General features: G+C 65.6%; 16 protein-coding genes. 1 reads left to right on the forward strand and 15 read right to left on the reverse strand.

What is annotated here, in order from left to right:
- Positions 1–33: 33 nt before the first annotated feature.
- From YWC_RS0110620 to YWC_RS0110650, 7 genes are all read right to left on the reverse strand, one after another.
- A complete protein-coding gene (locus tag YWC_RS0110620) occupies positions 34–630 on the reverse strand; it encodes a pilus assembly PilX family protein (RefSeq protein ID WP_027865347.1) in 597 nt (198 codons plus the stop codon).
- Entirely contained in the window at positions 627–1,811 is a 1,185-nt protein-coding gene (locus YWC_RS0110625; protein ID WP_027865348.1) for a PilW family protein, read from the reverse strand. The genes YWC_RS0110620 and YWC_RS0110625 overlap by 4 nt, the downstream gene beginning before the upstream one ends.
- Positions 1,808–2,251 (reverse strand): hypothetical protein, encoded by a 444-nt coding sequence (locus YWC_RS0110630; RefSeq protein ID WP_036214034.1) that lies wholly within the window; start codon positions 2,249–2,251, stop codon positions 1,808–1,810. The genes YWC_RS0110625 and YWC_RS0110630 overlap by 4 nt, the downstream gene beginning before the upstream one ends.
- Positions 2,248–2,877 carry a pilus assembly FimT family protein gene (locus YWC_RS0110635; protein WP_027865350.1) on the reverse strand — a complete coding sequence of 210 codons (630 nt, stop codon included), beginning with the start codon at positions 2,875–2,877 and terminating at the stop codon, positions 2,248–2,250. Before YWC_RS0110635 ends, YWC_RS0110630 begins: the two co-directional genes overlap by 4 nt.
- Entirely contained in the window at positions 2,874–3,305 is a 432-nt protein-coding gene (locus YWC_RS0110640; RefSeq protein WP_027865351.1) for a type IV pilin protein, read from the reverse strand. The genes YWC_RS0110635 and YWC_RS0110640 overlap by 4 nt, the downstream gene beginning before the upstream one ends.
- Before the next feature lie 156 nt (positions 3,306–3,461).
- On the reverse strand, positions 3,462–4,823 hold the full coding sequence (locus tag YWC_RS0110645) for a sensor histidine kinase (RefSeq protein WP_027865352.1): 1,362 nt from the start codon (positions 4,821–4,823) through the stop codon (positions 3,462–3,464).
- An 18-nt stretch (positions 4,824–4,841) separates the two neighbouring features.
- Positions 4,842–5,525 carry a response regulator transcription factor gene (locus tag YWC_RS0110650; protein ID WP_027865353.1) on the reverse strand — a complete coding sequence of 228 codons (684 nt, stop codon included), beginning with the start codon at positions 5,523–5,525 and terminating at the stop codon, positions 4,842–4,844.
- Positions 5,526–5,794: 269 nt separating this feature from the next.
- Here YWC_RS0110650 and YWC_RS0110655 point away from each other — a divergent pair, with 269 nt between their 5' ends.
- On the forward strand, positions 5,795–6,595 hold the full coding sequence (locus YWC_RS0110655; RefSeq protein ID WP_027865354.1) for a Crp/Fnr family transcriptional regulator: 801 nt from the start codon (positions 5,795–5,797) through the stop codon (positions 6,593–6,595).
- Here the strand turns inward: YWC_RS0110655 and YWC_RS29040 are convergent.
- The 8 genes from YWC_RS29040 to rpmI form a co-directional block, all read right to left on the reverse strand.
- The gene (locus YWC_RS29040) at positions 6,592–8,106 is read right to left on the reverse strand and encodes a CHASE3 domain-containing protein (protein WP_084416383.1); all 1,515 of its coding nucleotides are present in this window, start codon (positions 8,104–8,106) and stop codon (positions 6,592–6,594) included. The two genes, YWC_RS0110655 and YWC_RS29040, sit on opposite strands and share 4 nt — an antisense overlap.
- 296 nt (positions 8,107–8,402) lie before the next feature.
- The gene (locus YWC_RS0110665; protein WP_027865355.1) at positions 8,403–9,035 is read right to left on the reverse strand and encodes a response regulator; all 633 of its coding nucleotides are present in this window, start codon (positions 9,033–9,035) and stop codon (positions 8,403–8,405) included.
- A gap of 260 nt (positions 9,036–9,295) precedes the next feature.
- Positions 9,296–9,706 (reverse strand): MerR family transcriptional regulator, encoded by a 411-nt coding sequence (locus tag YWC_RS0110670; protein WP_027865356.1) that lies wholly within the window; start codon positions 9,704–9,706, stop codon positions 9,296–9,298.
- A gap of 13 nt (positions 9,707–9,719) precedes the next feature.
- Entirely contained in the window at positions 9,720–10,064 is a 345-nt protein-coding gene (locus YWC_RS0110675) for an integration host factor subunit alpha (protein ID WP_027865357.1), read from the reverse strand.
- Positions 10,065–10,233: 169 nt separating this feature from the next.
- Positions 10,234–12,660, reverse strand: a complete 2,427-nt coding sequence (gene pheT, locus YWC_RS0110680) for a phenylalanine--tRNA ligase subunit beta (protein WP_027865358.1) — start codon at positions 12,658–12,660, stop codon at positions 10,234–10,236.
- A 56-nt stretch (positions 12,661–12,716) separates the two neighbouring features.
- On the reverse strand, positions 12,717–13,733 hold the full coding sequence (gene pheS / locus YWC_RS0110685; protein ID WP_027865359.1) for a phenylalanine--tRNA ligase subunit alpha: 1,017 nt from the start codon (positions 13,731–13,733) through the stop codon (positions 12,717–12,719).
- 138 nt (positions 13,734–13,871) lie between these two features.
- The gene (rplT, locus tag YWC_RS0110690; RefSeq protein WP_027865360.1) at positions 13,872–14,231 is read right to left on the reverse strand and encodes a 50S ribosomal protein L20; all 360 of its coding nucleotides are present in this window, start codon (positions 14,229–14,231) and stop codon (positions 13,872–13,874) included.
- 30 nt (positions 14,232–14,261) lie between these two features.
- A complete protein-coding gene (gene rpmI / locus YWC_RS0110695; protein ID WP_026354218.1) occupies positions 14,262–14,459 on the reverse strand; it encodes a 50S ribosomal protein L35 in 198 nt (65 codons plus the stop codon).
- Positions 14,460–14,639 lie beyond the last annotated feature (180 nt).

Raw genomic sequence — 14,639 nt, forward strand, 5'->3', positions numbered from 1 at the left:
CCTTGTTCAGTGTGCGGGGCCCGGCCTCATGGCTCAGGCGCCGATCAGGACCACCATCTGGGTGACCACGTTGCCGCCGCGCGGGCCGTCGATGCGCGCGGTGATGACGTAATGCAGCTGCGGCACGCCCGCATACACGGGAGAATCCGAGGCCAGGCTGTCGCCGAGGCGCACCGTATTGCCCAGCTGGGAGGTGTTGGCGGCGGTCTGCATGCAGGCATTGTTCCCCTCGCTGTACGCGCCATCAAAGCTGCACATGCGGTGGATCACGTAGCGGATCCGGTTGCCGGCGGCGTCGACCAACTCGCGCGAGCCGTCCCAGAACTCGCTCGAGCGCACCGTCAGGGTGGTGTCGAGGTTGGCGCGGTAACCCTGCTCGGGCACGTGCCGGTTCAGCTGGGCCTTGCCCGTCTGGGCGGTCTCGCTCAGCCAGCGAAAGCCCGTGTGCAGGCCCAGGTCGGCGGCGCGCGCCAGCGCCGAATCTTGCGCCAGGTTGGTGGCGGTCAGCGTGGTCGAATTGCTGGAACGGAGCAGGTAGATGCTCGAGACCAGCATCACCAGCAGCATGATCAGCATGACCGGCAGCGCGATGCCCTGCTGCGGGTGCGGGGATGTAAACCGGGGACTCATGCGGTCGGCCTCCAGCCCGCATTGCGCAACGGGACGATGGTCTCGAAAACGCGGTAGCGGTAGCAGCGCCAGTCGACTGGGTCGCCGGCCACGCCGACGTCGACCTGGACCGGCACCGCAGCGCCGTTCTCGGCGCCCTGCGTCGCGAACACGGTAGGAAGCACGGTGGTGGCGACGCACTGTCCGGTGGCGGCATCGGGGCGCTCCGGGTTCCTGGCGCGCGCCACCACGGCGATGCGCAGCGCCGCGATGCGCTGGTAGTCGCCAGCGCCGCCCACCACGCCGTCGCCGTCGGCGTCGATCATCGCGCTCGACCAGGCTCCCAGGCGCAGCCCGTCTTCCGGCGCGAACAGGCCGCCGGCGCGCGTGTCGAAACCGTATTGCGCCTTGAGCGAGACGATGTTGTCCGCGACCGCTTGCGAGGCGGCGCCGGCGCCGGCCAGGTCGGTGGCGCGAAGGCGCAGGAAGCCGCCCTCGACCGACCAGGTGCGAAACGCCAGGCTGGCGGCCGGTCCGAGGTTGAACACGCGCGCGGCGCCGCCCGTATACTGGGCGCCCAGCGCGCCGCTATTGAAGCGGAAACCGGCGCCGCCGACCAGCACGAACTGCTGGGCCGGTGGCGGCGCCAGCGTGGCGGGGTCGGATGCCACCTGGGCCAGCGAACATTGTCCGCCCAACTGCTCGGGCGCGACCAGGATCGCGTCGCCGCGCGCAAAGCCGTAGGGCTTGCGGTCGACGTCGAGGCGGTTGCCGCCGATGTAGTCATTCTGCAGGCGCAGGGTGCCGGTCCCGCTGAAGGAACTCCCCGAGTACAGGCTCACTCGGTCTGGCCCTGCCCCGCCCGGCTCGATGACCGCGGCCGCGAGCGGGCGCACGACGGCGCCGGCGCGCGCGGCGGGCGCCATCTGGTAGCCTTCGCTGTCCACCAGCGCGGTATCGCAGCCGACGATCAGCGGGTCGTTCAGGCCGAAGCCGGCCTGCTCGGCGTCTCCGCTGATCGAGAACATGGCCAGCATCCCGTTCTGCATCGAGTCGGAGCCGCCCAGCGCAGCGGCCTTGTTGCGTTCCGCATCGGTCATCAGGCGGGTCGCGAACAATACCGCCAACAGGCCGATGACGACGCTGACCATCAACTCGACCAGAGAAAAGCCGGCCGCGCGCACAATGCGTGCCTGTCTCATGTCGCCCCCGCGAAATACGAGGTGATACGGTGGGCGTTGAGCGGCGTGCCGGTCTTGCGGCGCCAATTGATCGTGATGTCGACCGAGGCCGGCGCGCCGCCGGCGCGCGGCGTGACCGCGATGACCACGCTCGCCCCCGGGATCAGGCGCACCGTCTCCGCATGCCATTGCGCCAGGCGCGCGGACGGCTGCGCGCCCGCGGCGATCCCGTATTCCGCCAGGTGGTCGAGGTCGGTATTCATGATGCCGATCAGCTTGTCGGCGGCGATGGTTGCCTCGGCGCGCATGCCGGCGTCGGAGAGGGCGGCATAGGAGCGCGCCTGCAGGCCGATCGTGCCGAGCAGGCCGATCGCCAGCAGCACCGCGGCCAGCAGGGCCTCGAGCAGCGCGACACCGCGCTGGGACCCGGGCCGCGCCGGTTTCCGGGAAGGGCCGCTCATTCGGGACACCTGCGCGAATCGTTGGCGGCCGCGTCCGGGGCGCATCGGATGGCGATGCCGCCCAGCGTCATGACCAGGCTGGCGGCGGGAAAGGGTGGCGCGGAGGCGGCCGGAGCGAGGTCGATGCGCATCATGCGCGGCTCGATCCGGGTGTCGATCCAGCCCAGCGGGGTGAAGTACACGGCGGTGGCCCCGTCCGGGCCGGGGGTGACGCTCAGGCGCTCGGCCGCCGGAAGCGCGTCCGCGCTGCGCTGCACCGAATTGAAGCCGGCGCCGGCTGCGCCGTCGGGCTTGACCGGATCGGCCACGGTCGACCAGGCGCCTGCCGCCTCGTTGCAAGGCGCCTCCGGTGTCGGGAAGCACAGGTCGACGCGCCAGTCGTACTGGCCGCTGTCGGCATTCGGGCTCAGGACCAGCCTGCTGGCGCTGTTGTGCGCCAGCGCCTTGGCGCGCGCCAGGCCCAGCCCCTCGGCGTAGAACTGGGCGGCGGCGGCGGCCTTGCTGGCGGCGGCCCAGTCGCTCATGCGCGGCACGCCGATCGCCAGCAGCACCGTGAACACGGCGAGCGCGATCAGCGTTTCCACCAGCGTGAAGCCGGCGCGGCGGGCTGCGCCGGCGGTGCTCATTGTGCGCACTTGCCCTCCTTGCGATCGACCCAGCAGACCGTGCTGGTGCTCCAGCCGGCCGGCACCGCGGTCGTGGCGCGGTTGCCGTTCTGGTCGATCGTGAAGACGAAGCCGCTGGCGCCTCCCTTGCCGGTGGCGCTCAAGAGGTAGGCGCTCGGGGTGGCGCCGCTGAGGGTGAAGGTGAAATGCTCGGAGTTCTTCGGCATCAGCTTGAGCGCGGCATCATCGAAATCCGCGTAGCTGCGCGTGTTCGCCCAATGCTGTTCCAGTGCCGGCTGTGCCCCGGCGAGTCCGGTGTAGGCTTCGGTCAGGCGTGCCCGCATCAGATAGCCGTTATAGGACGGCAGGGCCACCGCCGTCAGGATGCCGATGATGACGATCGCAATCATGATTTCGATGAGGGTGAATCCGGCCTGGCGCGTGTTCATGGGGTGGTCTCCGATGGCTCCGGCGGCAGCCGGAATGTTTCCATGTGGAATCATAACCCGGAAAGCTTGCATTTCCCTGAGGAAAACCTGACAAAACCCTGACAAACGCACGGAGGATCGGCAGTCTTTCAGTCCGGTGGCCGGCCGGACGCGGCCTCAAGGCCTGGAAGGAGGAAACCGTAGCGCCACCAGCAGACCGCGTCCGCCCGCGCCATTATCCGGGCCGTCGCCGAGCGTCACCTGGGCGCCGTGCGCGGCGGCGATCTCGCGCACGATCGCCAGGCCCAGGCCCGAGCCCTGGCTGTGCTGGTCCAGACGCACGAAGCGCTGGAATACCTGGGCCCGTTTCTCCGGCGCGATCCCCGGGCCGGAATCCTCGACCGCGAACAGGACCCCATCCGGCGTCGGGCGGCAGTACACCGTGACCCTGCCCTGCGCAGGCGTGTAGCGCAGCGCATTGTCGACCAGGTTGTCGACCAGGTCGCGCAGCATGTGGCGCTCCCCTTCCAGCCACGCCGGCTCCAGCTCGAAGCCCAGGTCGATGTCCTTGCGCAGCGCGCGCTCGACAAACGACTGGACCGACTCCCCGACGATGCCCGAGAGGTCGAGCGGGGCGAAGCGCGCCTGCGCGAAGCGCTCCGGCCCGGCGCGTTCGAGCGAGAGCAGCTGGTTGGCCTGGCGGATCATGCGTTCGTTGGCCTGCAACAGCAGTTCGACCGTGCGCACGGTCTCGGGATCGTCGCGATGGCGGCCGGCCAGCCACTCCAGCTGCAGGCGCAGCCCGGCCAGCGGGGTGCGCAGCTGGTGCGCGACGTTCGCGCGGAAGTCGTCCTGGGCCCTGGCGCCGGCGGCGATGCGTTCCAGCAGCGCGTTGAAGGCGTTCACCACCGGCAGCAGTTCGCGCGGCATGCCGCCGTCCTCGAGCGGCGCCAGGTCGTGGCTGCCGCGCGCATCGAGGCGGGCGCGCAGGCGCGCCAGCGGCGCCAGGCCGTTACCGACCGAGAACCACACCAGGCCGACCAGGGCCAGGCTGAACACGACTTCGAGCAGCACCAGCGCGCGCACGATGGCCGAACGGACCTGCTGGCGCTGGCTCAGCGTGCGCGCCACCCCCACCTCGACCGGGCCAGCGCTTGCTGGCACCAGAAGGCTGGCCACCCGCACCGGCTGCCCATGCATGCGGTCGTCGCGCACCGGCGCGCTGCCGGTGCGGCGCGGAAAAGCGGGGTCGCCGGCCAGTACCCGGCCTGACGCATCGCGCACCACGAACCAGCTGGCGTCGGGCGAGCCGGCGCCCAGCACGCGCGCCGCGTCAGGCAGGTTCGCAGGCAGGTCGACCGACGCGCCGCCGGGACGCAGGCGCGTGGCCAGTCCGGTGGCGGCGTCCAGCAGGCCCTGGTCGAAGGCGCGCTGGGCCGGGGTCCAGGCCAGCAGGTAAGTCAGGCTCGCGGCCAGCAGGTTGAACACGAGAATCGGCGCGACCAGCCACTTCAGCAGGCGCAGGCGGATGCTGCTCATGGGCCGCTCGCGAAGGCGCTAGTTCCCGGCTTCGAGCAGGTAGCCGAAGCCGCGGATGGTGCGGATGGCCACGCCGGCGCCGTCGAGTTTCAGGCGCAGGCGCGAGACGTAGACCTCGACCGCGTTCAGGGTCAGGTCCTCGCCCCAGGGCGCGATGGCATCGATGATCTGCTGCTTCGACACCACCCGGCCGGCGTTCTGCAGGAGATATTCGAGCACGCCCCATTCGCGCACCGACAGCTCGAGGGGGCGTTCGCCGACGCGCGCGCGGCGGGTGCCGCCGTCGAGGCTGAGCCGCGCGAGCCCGAGCTGGCTCGGGGGTGGGGCGAAGCGCCGCGCCAGCGCGCGGATGCGCGCCACCAGTTCGGGAGTGGCGAAAGGCTTGACCAGGTAGTCGTCGGCGCCCGCCTCCAGCCCGCGCACCCGGTCTTCGACGGCGTCGCGGGCGGTCAGGAGCAGCACCGGGGTGCCAGCGCCGCGCGCGCGCAGGCGGCGCAGCACCTCGAAGCCGTCGATCCCCGGCAGGCCAATGTCCAGCACGACGACGGCCAACTGCGCCGCCGACTGCGGGCTCTGCAGCCGGGCATCGGCAGCCAGCCCGTCATGCAGCAATTCGACCTGCATGTCCTGGGCCTGCAGGGCACGCAGCAGCCCGTCAGCCAGCACGGCATCGTCTTCGACCAGCAGCAGTGGCAAGGGCATTGTCGGGTGGGGCAAAAGGAAAGCCACATTATGCGCGAAACGGGCGCAAAAGCGTTTCCTCAGCAAAAGAAAAAGAGATGACAGAGCGACATCTCTCCAGTAGGACTGGACTTACAGAACCGGATGCGGCAAGCCTACACAGGTGCGACTGCCAGTCTTATGTTCGCCAACAGACTATAGCTTTATTGTTCACACATCGCGATGAGGAAACGAAAACAAGACCTCAAGCAATCGCAAACCGACACACGTTAGAGATAAGAGGACAGAAAATGAACAACGCTCAGCTTGGTGGTACGCAAAAAGCGCAACACAAGATCCCAGCCACGAGTGAGACTGTGAAAGCCGCGTCCCGCCCCGTTGTCAGCTACAGTGGCACCCAGCAGAACGAACTGCTCGGCGCCTTGCCCCGCCAAGACCTGGAAACCCTGTTCGAGCACCTGGAACTCGTTCCTCTGCCATTCGGCAAGGAGTTGTTCGAGTATGGCAGCAAATTGGAATACGTGTATTTTCCGACGACCGCAATCGTGTCGCTGCTGTACGTGATGGAAGACGGCGCCACCACCGAGATCGCGGTGGTCGGTCACGAAGGCGCGGTCGGCGTGTCGCTGTTCATGGGCGAACGCGCCACCTGCAGCGCCGTGGTCCAGAGCGCCGGCTACGGCTACCGCCTCAAGACCCAGTTCCTGCGTGACGCCTTCGCCAAAGGCGGCGCCCTGCCCCAGCTCCTGATGCGCTACACCAACGCGCTGTTCGCCCAGATGGCCCAGAACGCCGTCGGCGGCCGCCACAGCTCGATCGAACAGAAACTGTGCCGCTGGCTGCTCGACCGCCTGGACCGTTCGGCCAGCAACGAGCTGAAAGTGACCCAGGAACTGATCTCGATCATGCTGGGCGTGCGCCGCGAAAGCATCACCGCCGCCGCCGGCAAGCTGCAGGACGAAGGCCTGATCCAGTACCGCCGCGGCAACATTACCGTCCTCGACCGCGCCGGCCTGGAAGAGTATGCAGGCGAATGCTACAAGGTCGCCAAGTCGGAGTACGACCGCCTGCTGAGCGACGTGGCCCGTTAAGAATTGACCGGCGCCCCATCGGGCGCCTTGCCGCTTTCGGCTTCGAGCGCCGTCCCGATCGACAGGGACGGCGTTCTCGTTTCCGCGCTGGCGAACACCGGAGCGGCATTGGCGCTGCCGTCCCCGCCCGGCGCCGCCGCCGGAATCCAGGCGCGCACGCAGGTACCGATATTATTTACGCCGCGCGCCACCTGCAGGCTGCCGCCCAGCAGCAGCGCACGCTCGCGCATGCCCAGCAGGCCGTGCGACTTGGACTTGGCCATCGCGTCCGCCGGGATGCCGATGCCGTCGTCCGTGATCTCCAGCTCCCAGCCGCTCGGCTCGCGCGTCAGGTTGACGATCACGGTGCGCGCCTTGGCGTACTTGGCGATGTTGTTCAGGGCTTCCTGGGTGATGCGGAACAGCGCGATCGCCTGCATCGGACCGGCACGGTCCGCCTCGGCATCGATCAGGGCGTCGCAGTCGAGCGCGGTCACCCGCGCATAATCGGCGCAATAACTCTGCAGCGCGGCCGACAGGCCCATGTTGTCGAGCAGGCTGGGACGCAGGTTCTCGATGATGCGGCGCTTGAGCTGCACGGTGTCGATCAGGGTCTTGCGGGCCCGGCCCAGCATCGACACCAGTTCCGGGTGCGTGCCCTTGAGCTGTTCGCTGACCGAGGTCATGTCCATCCCGATCGCGGTCAGGTTGGCGCCCATCTCGTCGTGCAGCTCGCGCGCCAGGCGCGACTTTTCTTCTTCCTGCACCCGGATCAGGTGGCGCGACAGCACCGACAACTGCTCGGTGCGCTCGGCAACCACCGCCTCCAGGCTGTCGTTGGTCAGCTGCAGCGCGCGCTCGGCTTCCAGGCGCAAGCCGAAGCTGCGCTGCACCAGGCTGTGGAACAACAGGATTACGAGGATGGCGGCGGCATTGATGCCGACCCCGAGCAGCACCGTGCGGCGCGACTGCTCGTAGAATGCGGCGGTGCGGCTGGCCAGCAGTTCGTTCTGCTCGCGCGTCATGATCACGACCTGCAGGCGGATCTCGTCCATCTGGCCGCGCTCGTCGGCGGCCGCCGAGATCGCGACGATGTCGACCAGCCCGCCCCGGCGGTAGACCTCGAGCGACTCGTGCATCAGGCCGAGCTTGCGCTGCACCAGGCTGCGCAGCTGGGCCAGGTTCTTGGTTTGCGAGGGATTGTCGGCCAGCAGCACGCCCAGGGCGCGCAACTGGCTGTCGATCTGCTGGGGCGCCGCGTGCAGCGGCCCGAGGTTGACTTCCGAGCCGGACAGGAAATAGCCGCGCAAGCCGCTCTCGGCGTCGGTGACGAGAAGGTTCAGGTACTGGAGTTCGTCGGAGACGCGCGCGGTCTGGGCCTGCAGGGCGTTCGCGGAGCGCAAATCATCCAGGTTGCGGATCAGGAAGACCGCGTTGATGACCAGGATGACGACACAGGCCACGCACAGCAGGGTCTTGGAGAGCGGCAGACCACGCAGCCGCTTGCCATCGAAGGCAGTGGAAAAGTACATGGGCTTCCTTTCGCGCAACTGATGCCGTCCGGGCCGATTATAGTCGCGTTAGCTCAACAGTGCAGTGAGGCCCTTGGGGTAACCAGCCGTTACGCGGGCGCCAGCCATTGTTAACGGAGACAGAAATGCTGGGTGGCCGCACTTGGCAGTGTGCGCGAGGACGCGGCGGTATGCAATACAAATGTTGCACACCGGCGAAATTTTTGTAACGTTTGGAAACAGTTGTTGGCCGGAAAGACCACATCGGAGGGAGACGGCGGGCAACGCACCGGCGGGGCCGGCGCGTCGGGAACAGCTTAGTCGAGCAGGTTGTTCTTCATGGCGTAATAGGTCAGGTCGCTGTTCGACTGCAGACCCATCTTTTCCATGATGCGGGTACGGTAAGTGGAGACGGTCTTGATCGACAGCGACAGGGCATTGCCGATGTCCGACACGGTGGCCCCCTTGGCCAGGCGCAGGAAGACCTGGAACTCGCGGTCCGACAGCTCGGTGTGGAGCGCCGTGTTCGGGTCACGGTCGAAACTCTGGGCCAGCAGCTCGCCCACGGTCGAGCTCACGTAACGGCGGCCCTGATATACGGTGCGCACCGCTGTCTTGAGCTCGTCGGCTTCGCATTCCTTGTTCAGGTAGCCGTTGGCGCCCATCTTGAACAGATTGAGCGCGTATTGCTGCGCCGGATAACCGGACAGAATCAGCACCGGCAGGTTGGGCTGGCCCTGGCGGATGGTGCGCAGGATATCGATGCCGCTCTGGTCCGGCATGGCGATGTCGAGCAACAGGACGTCGCAAATTTCGCGGCGTGCGATATCGAGGGCCTCGCGGCCGGTGGCGCCTTCGGCGACGACTTCGAACTCGCCCGACGACGAGAAAATCTGCTTGAATCCTGCTCGAACTATTTGGTGATCGTCACAAATGGCAACGCGTATCATTGTCTTCCCTTAAATTTTCCCTTTTCAGGAAAGTGCCAGGTCCGTGCATACGCCCCGGCTTGCATGCGTATATAAGCATGACCGCACGTGACATTCTATCACTACGGCGCATGGCATCAAGGCACACACTTGCTGAGTTATGCGCGGCACGCATCAACAGGTCCGCGCAAGGGGTTAATTGACAGATTTGATGAGCACAGCGCATCGGAAGCCTCCGTCAGGGAGACAGCGCGGCGTCGATGCAGTGCGCCCGAATTCGCTCAGGCGATGCCGGCGCGACTGCCGTGCTTCAGGAGCGCGAGAATGTCCAGCAGCTCGGCCCTGACCATCTCGATATCGACGCCCGGTGCTGCCGGCGGCAACTCGACTTCGTCGGCAGCGTCCACCACATGGCCGCGGCCGTCGAGGCGATTGCGCGCACCGCTGATCGTGAAGCCCTGTTCGTAGAGCAGTTCGCGGATGCGGCGGATCAGCAGCACTTCGTGGTGCTGGTAATAACGACGGTTACCTCGGCGTTTGACCGGCTTTAGCTGGGTAAATTCCTGCTCCCAGTAGCGCAGCACATGCGGTTTGACGCCGCACAAATCACTCACTTCACCAATCGTGAAATAGCGCTTCGCCGGGATCGGCGGCAGCACCACGGGCTCAGGCTTGTTCGGTCGTTCGCTCATCTACGTATTGTACTCAGGCAGCGCGGGCCAGAGAGTTACTCGGCGGACTAGTCTCCTCGACCATTCCCTTGAGCTTCTGGCTCGCGTGGAAAGTCACGACGCGGCGCGCCGTGATGGGGATCTCTTCCCCGGTTTTCGGGTTGCGGCCCGGCCGCTGCGGCTTGTCACGCAACTGGAAGTTGCCAAAGCCCGACAGCTTGACGGCCTCGCCGCGCTCGAGCGCGTTACGGATTTCGTCGAAGAAGGTCTCGACCATGTCCTTGGCTTCACGCTTGTTCAGGCCGACCTGCTCGAACAGCAGCTCGGCCAGCTCGGCCTTGGTCAAGGTCGGCAGGTCCTTCTCTGCTTCCTTCCGCATTCGCGCCACTTGTGTCGCGCGATGCAGATCGGCCGCCAGCGCTTCCTGGAACACGGCCGAATCAACGTCGTTGTTATTAATTTTGAAGCCCTACCTTCAAGAAACGATGTTTTGGAACGATATGACATGCTTTACCTGGGCGCTCCGCTGGAGCGCCCGGTTAAACACATCATGCACGCAGCTTTGCGCCGACTTTTTCTTGTGCCGCACGGGCCACGGCCGCCATGATGGCGTCCACCGCGTCGTCCTGCAGCGTCGATTGAGTATCTTGCAAGCCAAAGCGGAAAGCAAGGCTTTTTTCATCCGTCTCCAGGCCCTTGCCGCGGTATTCATCAAACAAAACAACGGCTTGCACGATCTTTCCGCCAGGATTCGCAGCGATCTCGGCATGGAAGCAATCGAGCACTTCCTGGGCCGCGACGCCCTGCTTCACCACCAGCGCCAGGTCGCGCGTGGCGCCCGGGAACTTCGAAATCTCGGCGTAGGCCGGCACGCTGCGCTGGCGCAGCGCCTCGGCATCGACTTCGAACACGACCGGTGCCTGCGGCAGGTCGTACTTCTGCAGCCAGCGCGGGTGCAGCTCGCCGATGAAGCCGATTTGCTTGCCATCCAGTTCGACGAAGGCGCTGCGGCCCGGGTGCAGGGCCGGATGCTCGCCCTTCACGAAGCGCAGCACGCTGGGTGCGAACAGGGCCTCGAGGTCGGCCTTGACGTCGAAGAAGTCGACCTGGCGGGTCTTTTCGCCCCACTGCTCGTCATTGACCGGGCCGTAGGCCATGGCGGCGACACGCTTGGGCTGCTCGAAACCGGCCACCGACAGCGGACCGTCCGCTACCGCCGCGTTACGCTTGAACACGGCGCCGACTTCGAACACGCGCACCCGCCCGGCCTTGCGGTTGACGTTGTAGCGCACGTTGGCCAGCAGGCTGCCCACCAGGTTCGAGCGCATCACGCTCATCTGGCTGGCGATCGGGTTCTGCAGGCGGATCGGGTCCGCGTTGGCGGCGAAGTCCTGCTCCCACTGGGCTTCCACGAAGCTCATGTTCACGGTTTCCTGGTAGCCCAGGTCGGCCAGCTGGTGGCGGATCGCGAACAGCGAGCGGGTGTTTTCCGGCTCGATCAGCATCGCGGTCGGCGCAACCGGCGGACGGGTCGGGATGTTCTCGAAACCGTACACGCGCGCGACTTCCTCGATCAGGTCTTCCTCGATCTCGATGTCGAAACGGTAGGACGGCGAGGTCACCTGGAACACACCGGCTTCGAACGTGAACGGCAGTTGCAGGCGGGTGAAGATGTCGGCCACGACCTCATCGGTCAGCGGCACGCCGATCACCTTGGCGGCGCGGGCGGTACGCATCGCGACCGGCTTTGGCTGCGGCAGCTTGACCGACTGATCATCGACCGGACCTACTCTCGTATCCGCGGTGCCGCAGATCTCGACGATCAGTGCGGTAATGCGTTCGATGTGCTCGACCGTGGTCGCGTAGTCAACGCCGCGCTCGAAGCGGTGCGCCGCATCGGTCGAGAAGTTGTACTTGCGGGCGCGGCCCTGGATGGCGTTCGGCCACCAGAATGCGGCTTCCAGGTAGATGTCGGTGGTATCCAGCGTCACGGCGGTGAAGTCGCCGCCCATGATGCCGGCCAGCGATTCGATCGCCGATTCGTCGGCGATCACGCCGACCCACTCGTCGACCTCGACGGTATTGCCGTTCAGGAGCTTCAACTGCTCGCCCTTCTTGCCCCAGCGGATTTCGAGGCCGCCATGGATCTTGGACAGGTCGAACACGTGCGAAGGACGGCCGACTTCCAGCATCACGTAGTTCGAGATGTCGACCAGGGCCGACACCGAACGCTGGCCGCTGCGCTCGAGGCGCTGCTTCATCCAGTCCGGGGTCGCGGCGCGCGCATTCAGGCCGCGGATGACGCGGCCCGAGAAACGGCCGCACAGGTCCGGCGCCGAGATCTTCACCGGCAGGGTTTCGTCGAGGCTGACGGCAACCTGTTTGGTGGTTGGCACGTGCAGCGGGGTGCCGGTCAGGGCCGCCACTTCGCGCGCCACGCCCAGCACCGACAGGCAGTCCGCCTTGTTCGGGGTCAGCTTGATGGTGAACTTCAGGTCGTCCAGGCCGAGGTAGTCGCGGATGTCGGCGCCCACCGGCGCGTCCGGCGGTAGTTCCATCAGGCCGCTGCTCTCTTCCGAGATTTTCAGTTCCTTGGCCGAGCACATCATGCCCTGCGACTCGACGCCGCGCAGCTTGCCGACCTTGATCGCGAAGGGCTTGCCGTCGGCGCCCGGCGGCAGCACGGCGCCGGCCTTGGCACAGATCGCCTTCATGCCGGCGCGCACGTTCGGGGCGCCGCATACGATGTTGAGCAGGGTGCCGCTGCCGACGTCCACCTGGCAGACGTTCAGGCGGTCGGCGTCCGGGTGCTTGGCGACTTCCTTCACCTCGGCCACCACCACGTTGGTGAACGGCGGCGCGACCGCTTCGACGTCCTCGACTTCGAGGCCGGACATGGTCAGGAGGTGGGACAGTTCATCCGAAGTCATCTTCGGATCGACCATGGAACGGAGCCAGTTTTCGGAGAATTGCATGTTCTTTTTACCTTGTAACCGCGTTTATGACTGGGCGTACTGAATTAGCGACCGTATTAATTAAACTGCTTCAAGAATCGCAGGTCGCCTTCGTAGAACAGGCGCAGGTCGTTGATCCCGTAACGCAGCATGGTCAGGCGCTCGAGGCCGGAACCGAAGGCGAAACCGATGAACCGTTCCGGATCGAGGCCGAAATTACGTACGACAGTCGGGTGGACCTGCCCTGCGCCCGACACTTCCAGCCAGCGGCCCTTGAGCGGACCGGAGCCGAAAGCGATGTCGATCTCGGCCGACGGCTCGGTGAACGGGAAGTAGGACGGACGGAAACGCACCTCCAGGTCCTCGGTCTCGAAGAAGGCCTTGACGAAGTTCAGGTACACGCCCTTGAGGTCGGCGAAGCTGATGTCCTCGCCGATCCACAGGCCTTCGACCTGGTGGAACATCGGCGAGTGGGTGGCGTCGCTGTCGACGCGGTAGGTGCGGCCCGGTGCGATCACCTTGATCGGCGGGGTGTGGGTGCGCGCGTAGCGCACCTGCATCGGGCTGGTGTGGGTGCGCAGCAGCAGCGGTTTGCCGGTGCTGTCATTGCCTTCGATGTAGAAGGTGTCCTGCATCGAACGGGCCGGATGGTTTTCCGGGCTGTTCAGTGCGGTGAAGTTGGTCCAGTCGGTTTCGATCTCGGGGCCGTCGGCCACGTCGAAGCCGATCGAGCGGAAGATTTGCTCGACACGTTCCCAGGTGCGCATCACCGGATGGATGCCGCCCTTGGCGCGGCCGCGGCCCGGCAGGGTGACGTCGATGGCCTCGAGATTCAGGCGCGCTTCCAGCTGGGCGTTGGCCAGCGCGTCGCGGCGGGCGGTCAGTGCCCCTTCGATTTTTTCTTTGGCGGCATTGATCAAGGCGCCCTGCGCCTTGCGCTGTTCAGGGTCGAGCTTGCCCAGGCCCTTCATCAGGTCGGTGACCTGGCCGGTCTTGCCCAGGTACTTGGCTTTTGCATTTTCGAGCGCGGCGGCGTCCGCGGCGGCGGTGAAATCAGCCTGGGCCGAGGAGACGAGATCTTCCAGCGATTGCATGCGTGTTCTTTTCCTGTTTAGGTGGCGGCAGGAGCCACAATCAAAAACGGGGCACAAGGTGATTTACCGTGTGCCCCGCTCTTTTCGCGCAAGGCTCAGTAAAGAGCCCTGCGCTGATCTTGCTAGCTAACTGACTGATTAGGCAGCCAGCTTGGCCTTGGCGGCGGTGACAATCGCGGCGAACGCCGGCTTGTCGTGCACTGCCATGTCGGCCAGGACTTTACGGTCCAGTTCAATCCCGGACTTCTTCAGGCCGTTCATGAAGGCGCTGTAGGTCATGCCGTGCGAACGCGATGCCGCGTTGATACGGGTGATCCACAGGGCGCGGAAGACGCGCTTCTTGTTACGACGGTCGCGGTAGGCGTACTGGCCAGCGCGCATGACTGCTTGCTTGGCAATACGGAACACCTTGCTGCGACGGCCGCGGTAGCCTTTGGCAAGTTCAAGGACTTTCTTGTGACGGGCACGTGCAGTAACCCCACGTTTTACTCGAGGCATGGTAGCTCCCTTTGTATATGATTAGTGAGATTAAGCGGAAGGCATCATGCGGTAGACGCTCGTCACGTCCGATGCATTGATGTTACGGGTGCCGCGCAGTTGACGCTTGTTTTTGGTGGTCTTCTTGGTCAGGATGTGACGCTTGAACGCCATACCCGACTTGACGGTACCACCCGGACGCACGCGAAAACGCTTCTTCGCGGAGCTTTTGGTTTTCATTTTTGGCATAGTATTCTGCCCTTTTACAGGCAGCCTCTATACGACAGGATTGCAGGTGGCGGCAACGCCGCTCTTGGATGCCTGCTTTCACTTGTCTTGCAGCCGACGCCACTTCCTGTCGACTACAACCTGTTCGTTAAAACAGGAACCGCAGATGATAGCACAGGTTTGCGGGGAATTGTTGGGGCA

It is taken from the genome of Massilia alkalitolerans DSM 17462 (assembly GCF_000427785.1).
Lineage (GTDB): Bacteria > Pseudomonadota > Gammaproteobacteria > Burkholderiales > Burkholderiaceae_D > Telluria > Telluria alkalitolerans.

Coding starts and splice junctions, on each gene's coding strand:
- YWC_RS0110655 (WP_027865354.1), top strand. CDS start 5,795: ATGAACAACGCTCAGCTTGGTGGTACGCAAAAAGCGCAACACAAGATC.
- YWC_RS0110650 (WP_027865353.1), bottom strand. CDS start 5,525: ATGCCCTTGCCACTGCTGCTGGTCGAAGACGATGCCGTGCTGGCTGAC.
- pheT (WP_027865358.1), bottom strand. CDS start 12,660: ATGCAATTCTCCGAAAACTGGCTCCGTTCCATGGTCGATCCGAAGATG.
- YWC_RS0110630 (WP_036214034.1), bottom strand. CDS start 2,251: ATGAGCGGCCCTTCCCGGAAACCGGCGCGGCCCGGGTCCCAGCGCGGT.
- rpmI (WP_026354218.1), bottom strand. CDS start 14,459: ATGCCAAAAATGAAAACCAAAAGCTCCGCGAAGAAGCGTTTTCGCGTG.
- YWC_RS29040 (WP_084416383.1), bottom strand. CDS start 8,106: ATGTACTTTTCCACTGCCTTCGATGGCAAGCGGCTGCGTGGTCTGCCG.
- pheS (WP_027865359.1), bottom strand. CDS start 13,733: ATGCAATCGCTGGAAGATCTCGTCTCCTCGGCCCAGGCTGATTTCACC.
- YWC_RS0110620 (WP_027865347.1), bottom strand. CDS start 630: ATGAGTCCCCGGTTTACATCCCCGCACCCGCAGCAGGGCATCGCGCTG.
- rplT (WP_027865360.1), bottom strand. CDS start 14,231: ATGCCTCGAGTAAAACGTGGGGTTACTGCACGTGCCCGTCACAAGAAA.
- YWC_RS0110625 (WP_027865348.1), bottom strand. CDS start 1,811: ATGAGACAGGCACGCATTGTGCGCGCGGCCGGCTTTTCTCTGGTCGAG.
- YWC_RS0110675 (WP_027865357.1), bottom strand. CDS start 10,064: ATGCGGAAGGAAGCAGAGAAGGACCTGCCGACCTTGACCAAGGCCGAG.
- YWC_RS0110635 (WP_027865350.1), bottom strand. CDS start 2,877: ATGAGCACCGCCGGCGCAGCCCGCCGCGCCGGCTTCACGCTGGTGGAA.
- YWC_RS0110645 (WP_027865352.1), bottom strand. CDS start 4,823: ATGAGCAGCATCCGCCTGCGCCTGCTGAAGTGGCTGGTCGCGCCGATT.
- YWC_RS0110640 (WP_027865351.1), bottom strand. CDS start 3,305: ATGAACACGCGCCAGGCCGGATTCACCCTCATCGAAATCATGATTGCG.
- YWC_RS0110670 (WP_027865356.1), bottom strand. CDS start 9,706: ATGAGCGAACGACCGAACAAGCCTGAGCCCGTGGTGCTGCCGCCGATC.
- YWC_RS0110665 (WP_027865355.1), bottom strand. CDS start 9,035: ATGATACGCGTTGCCATTTGTGACGATCACCAAATAGTTCGAGCAGGA.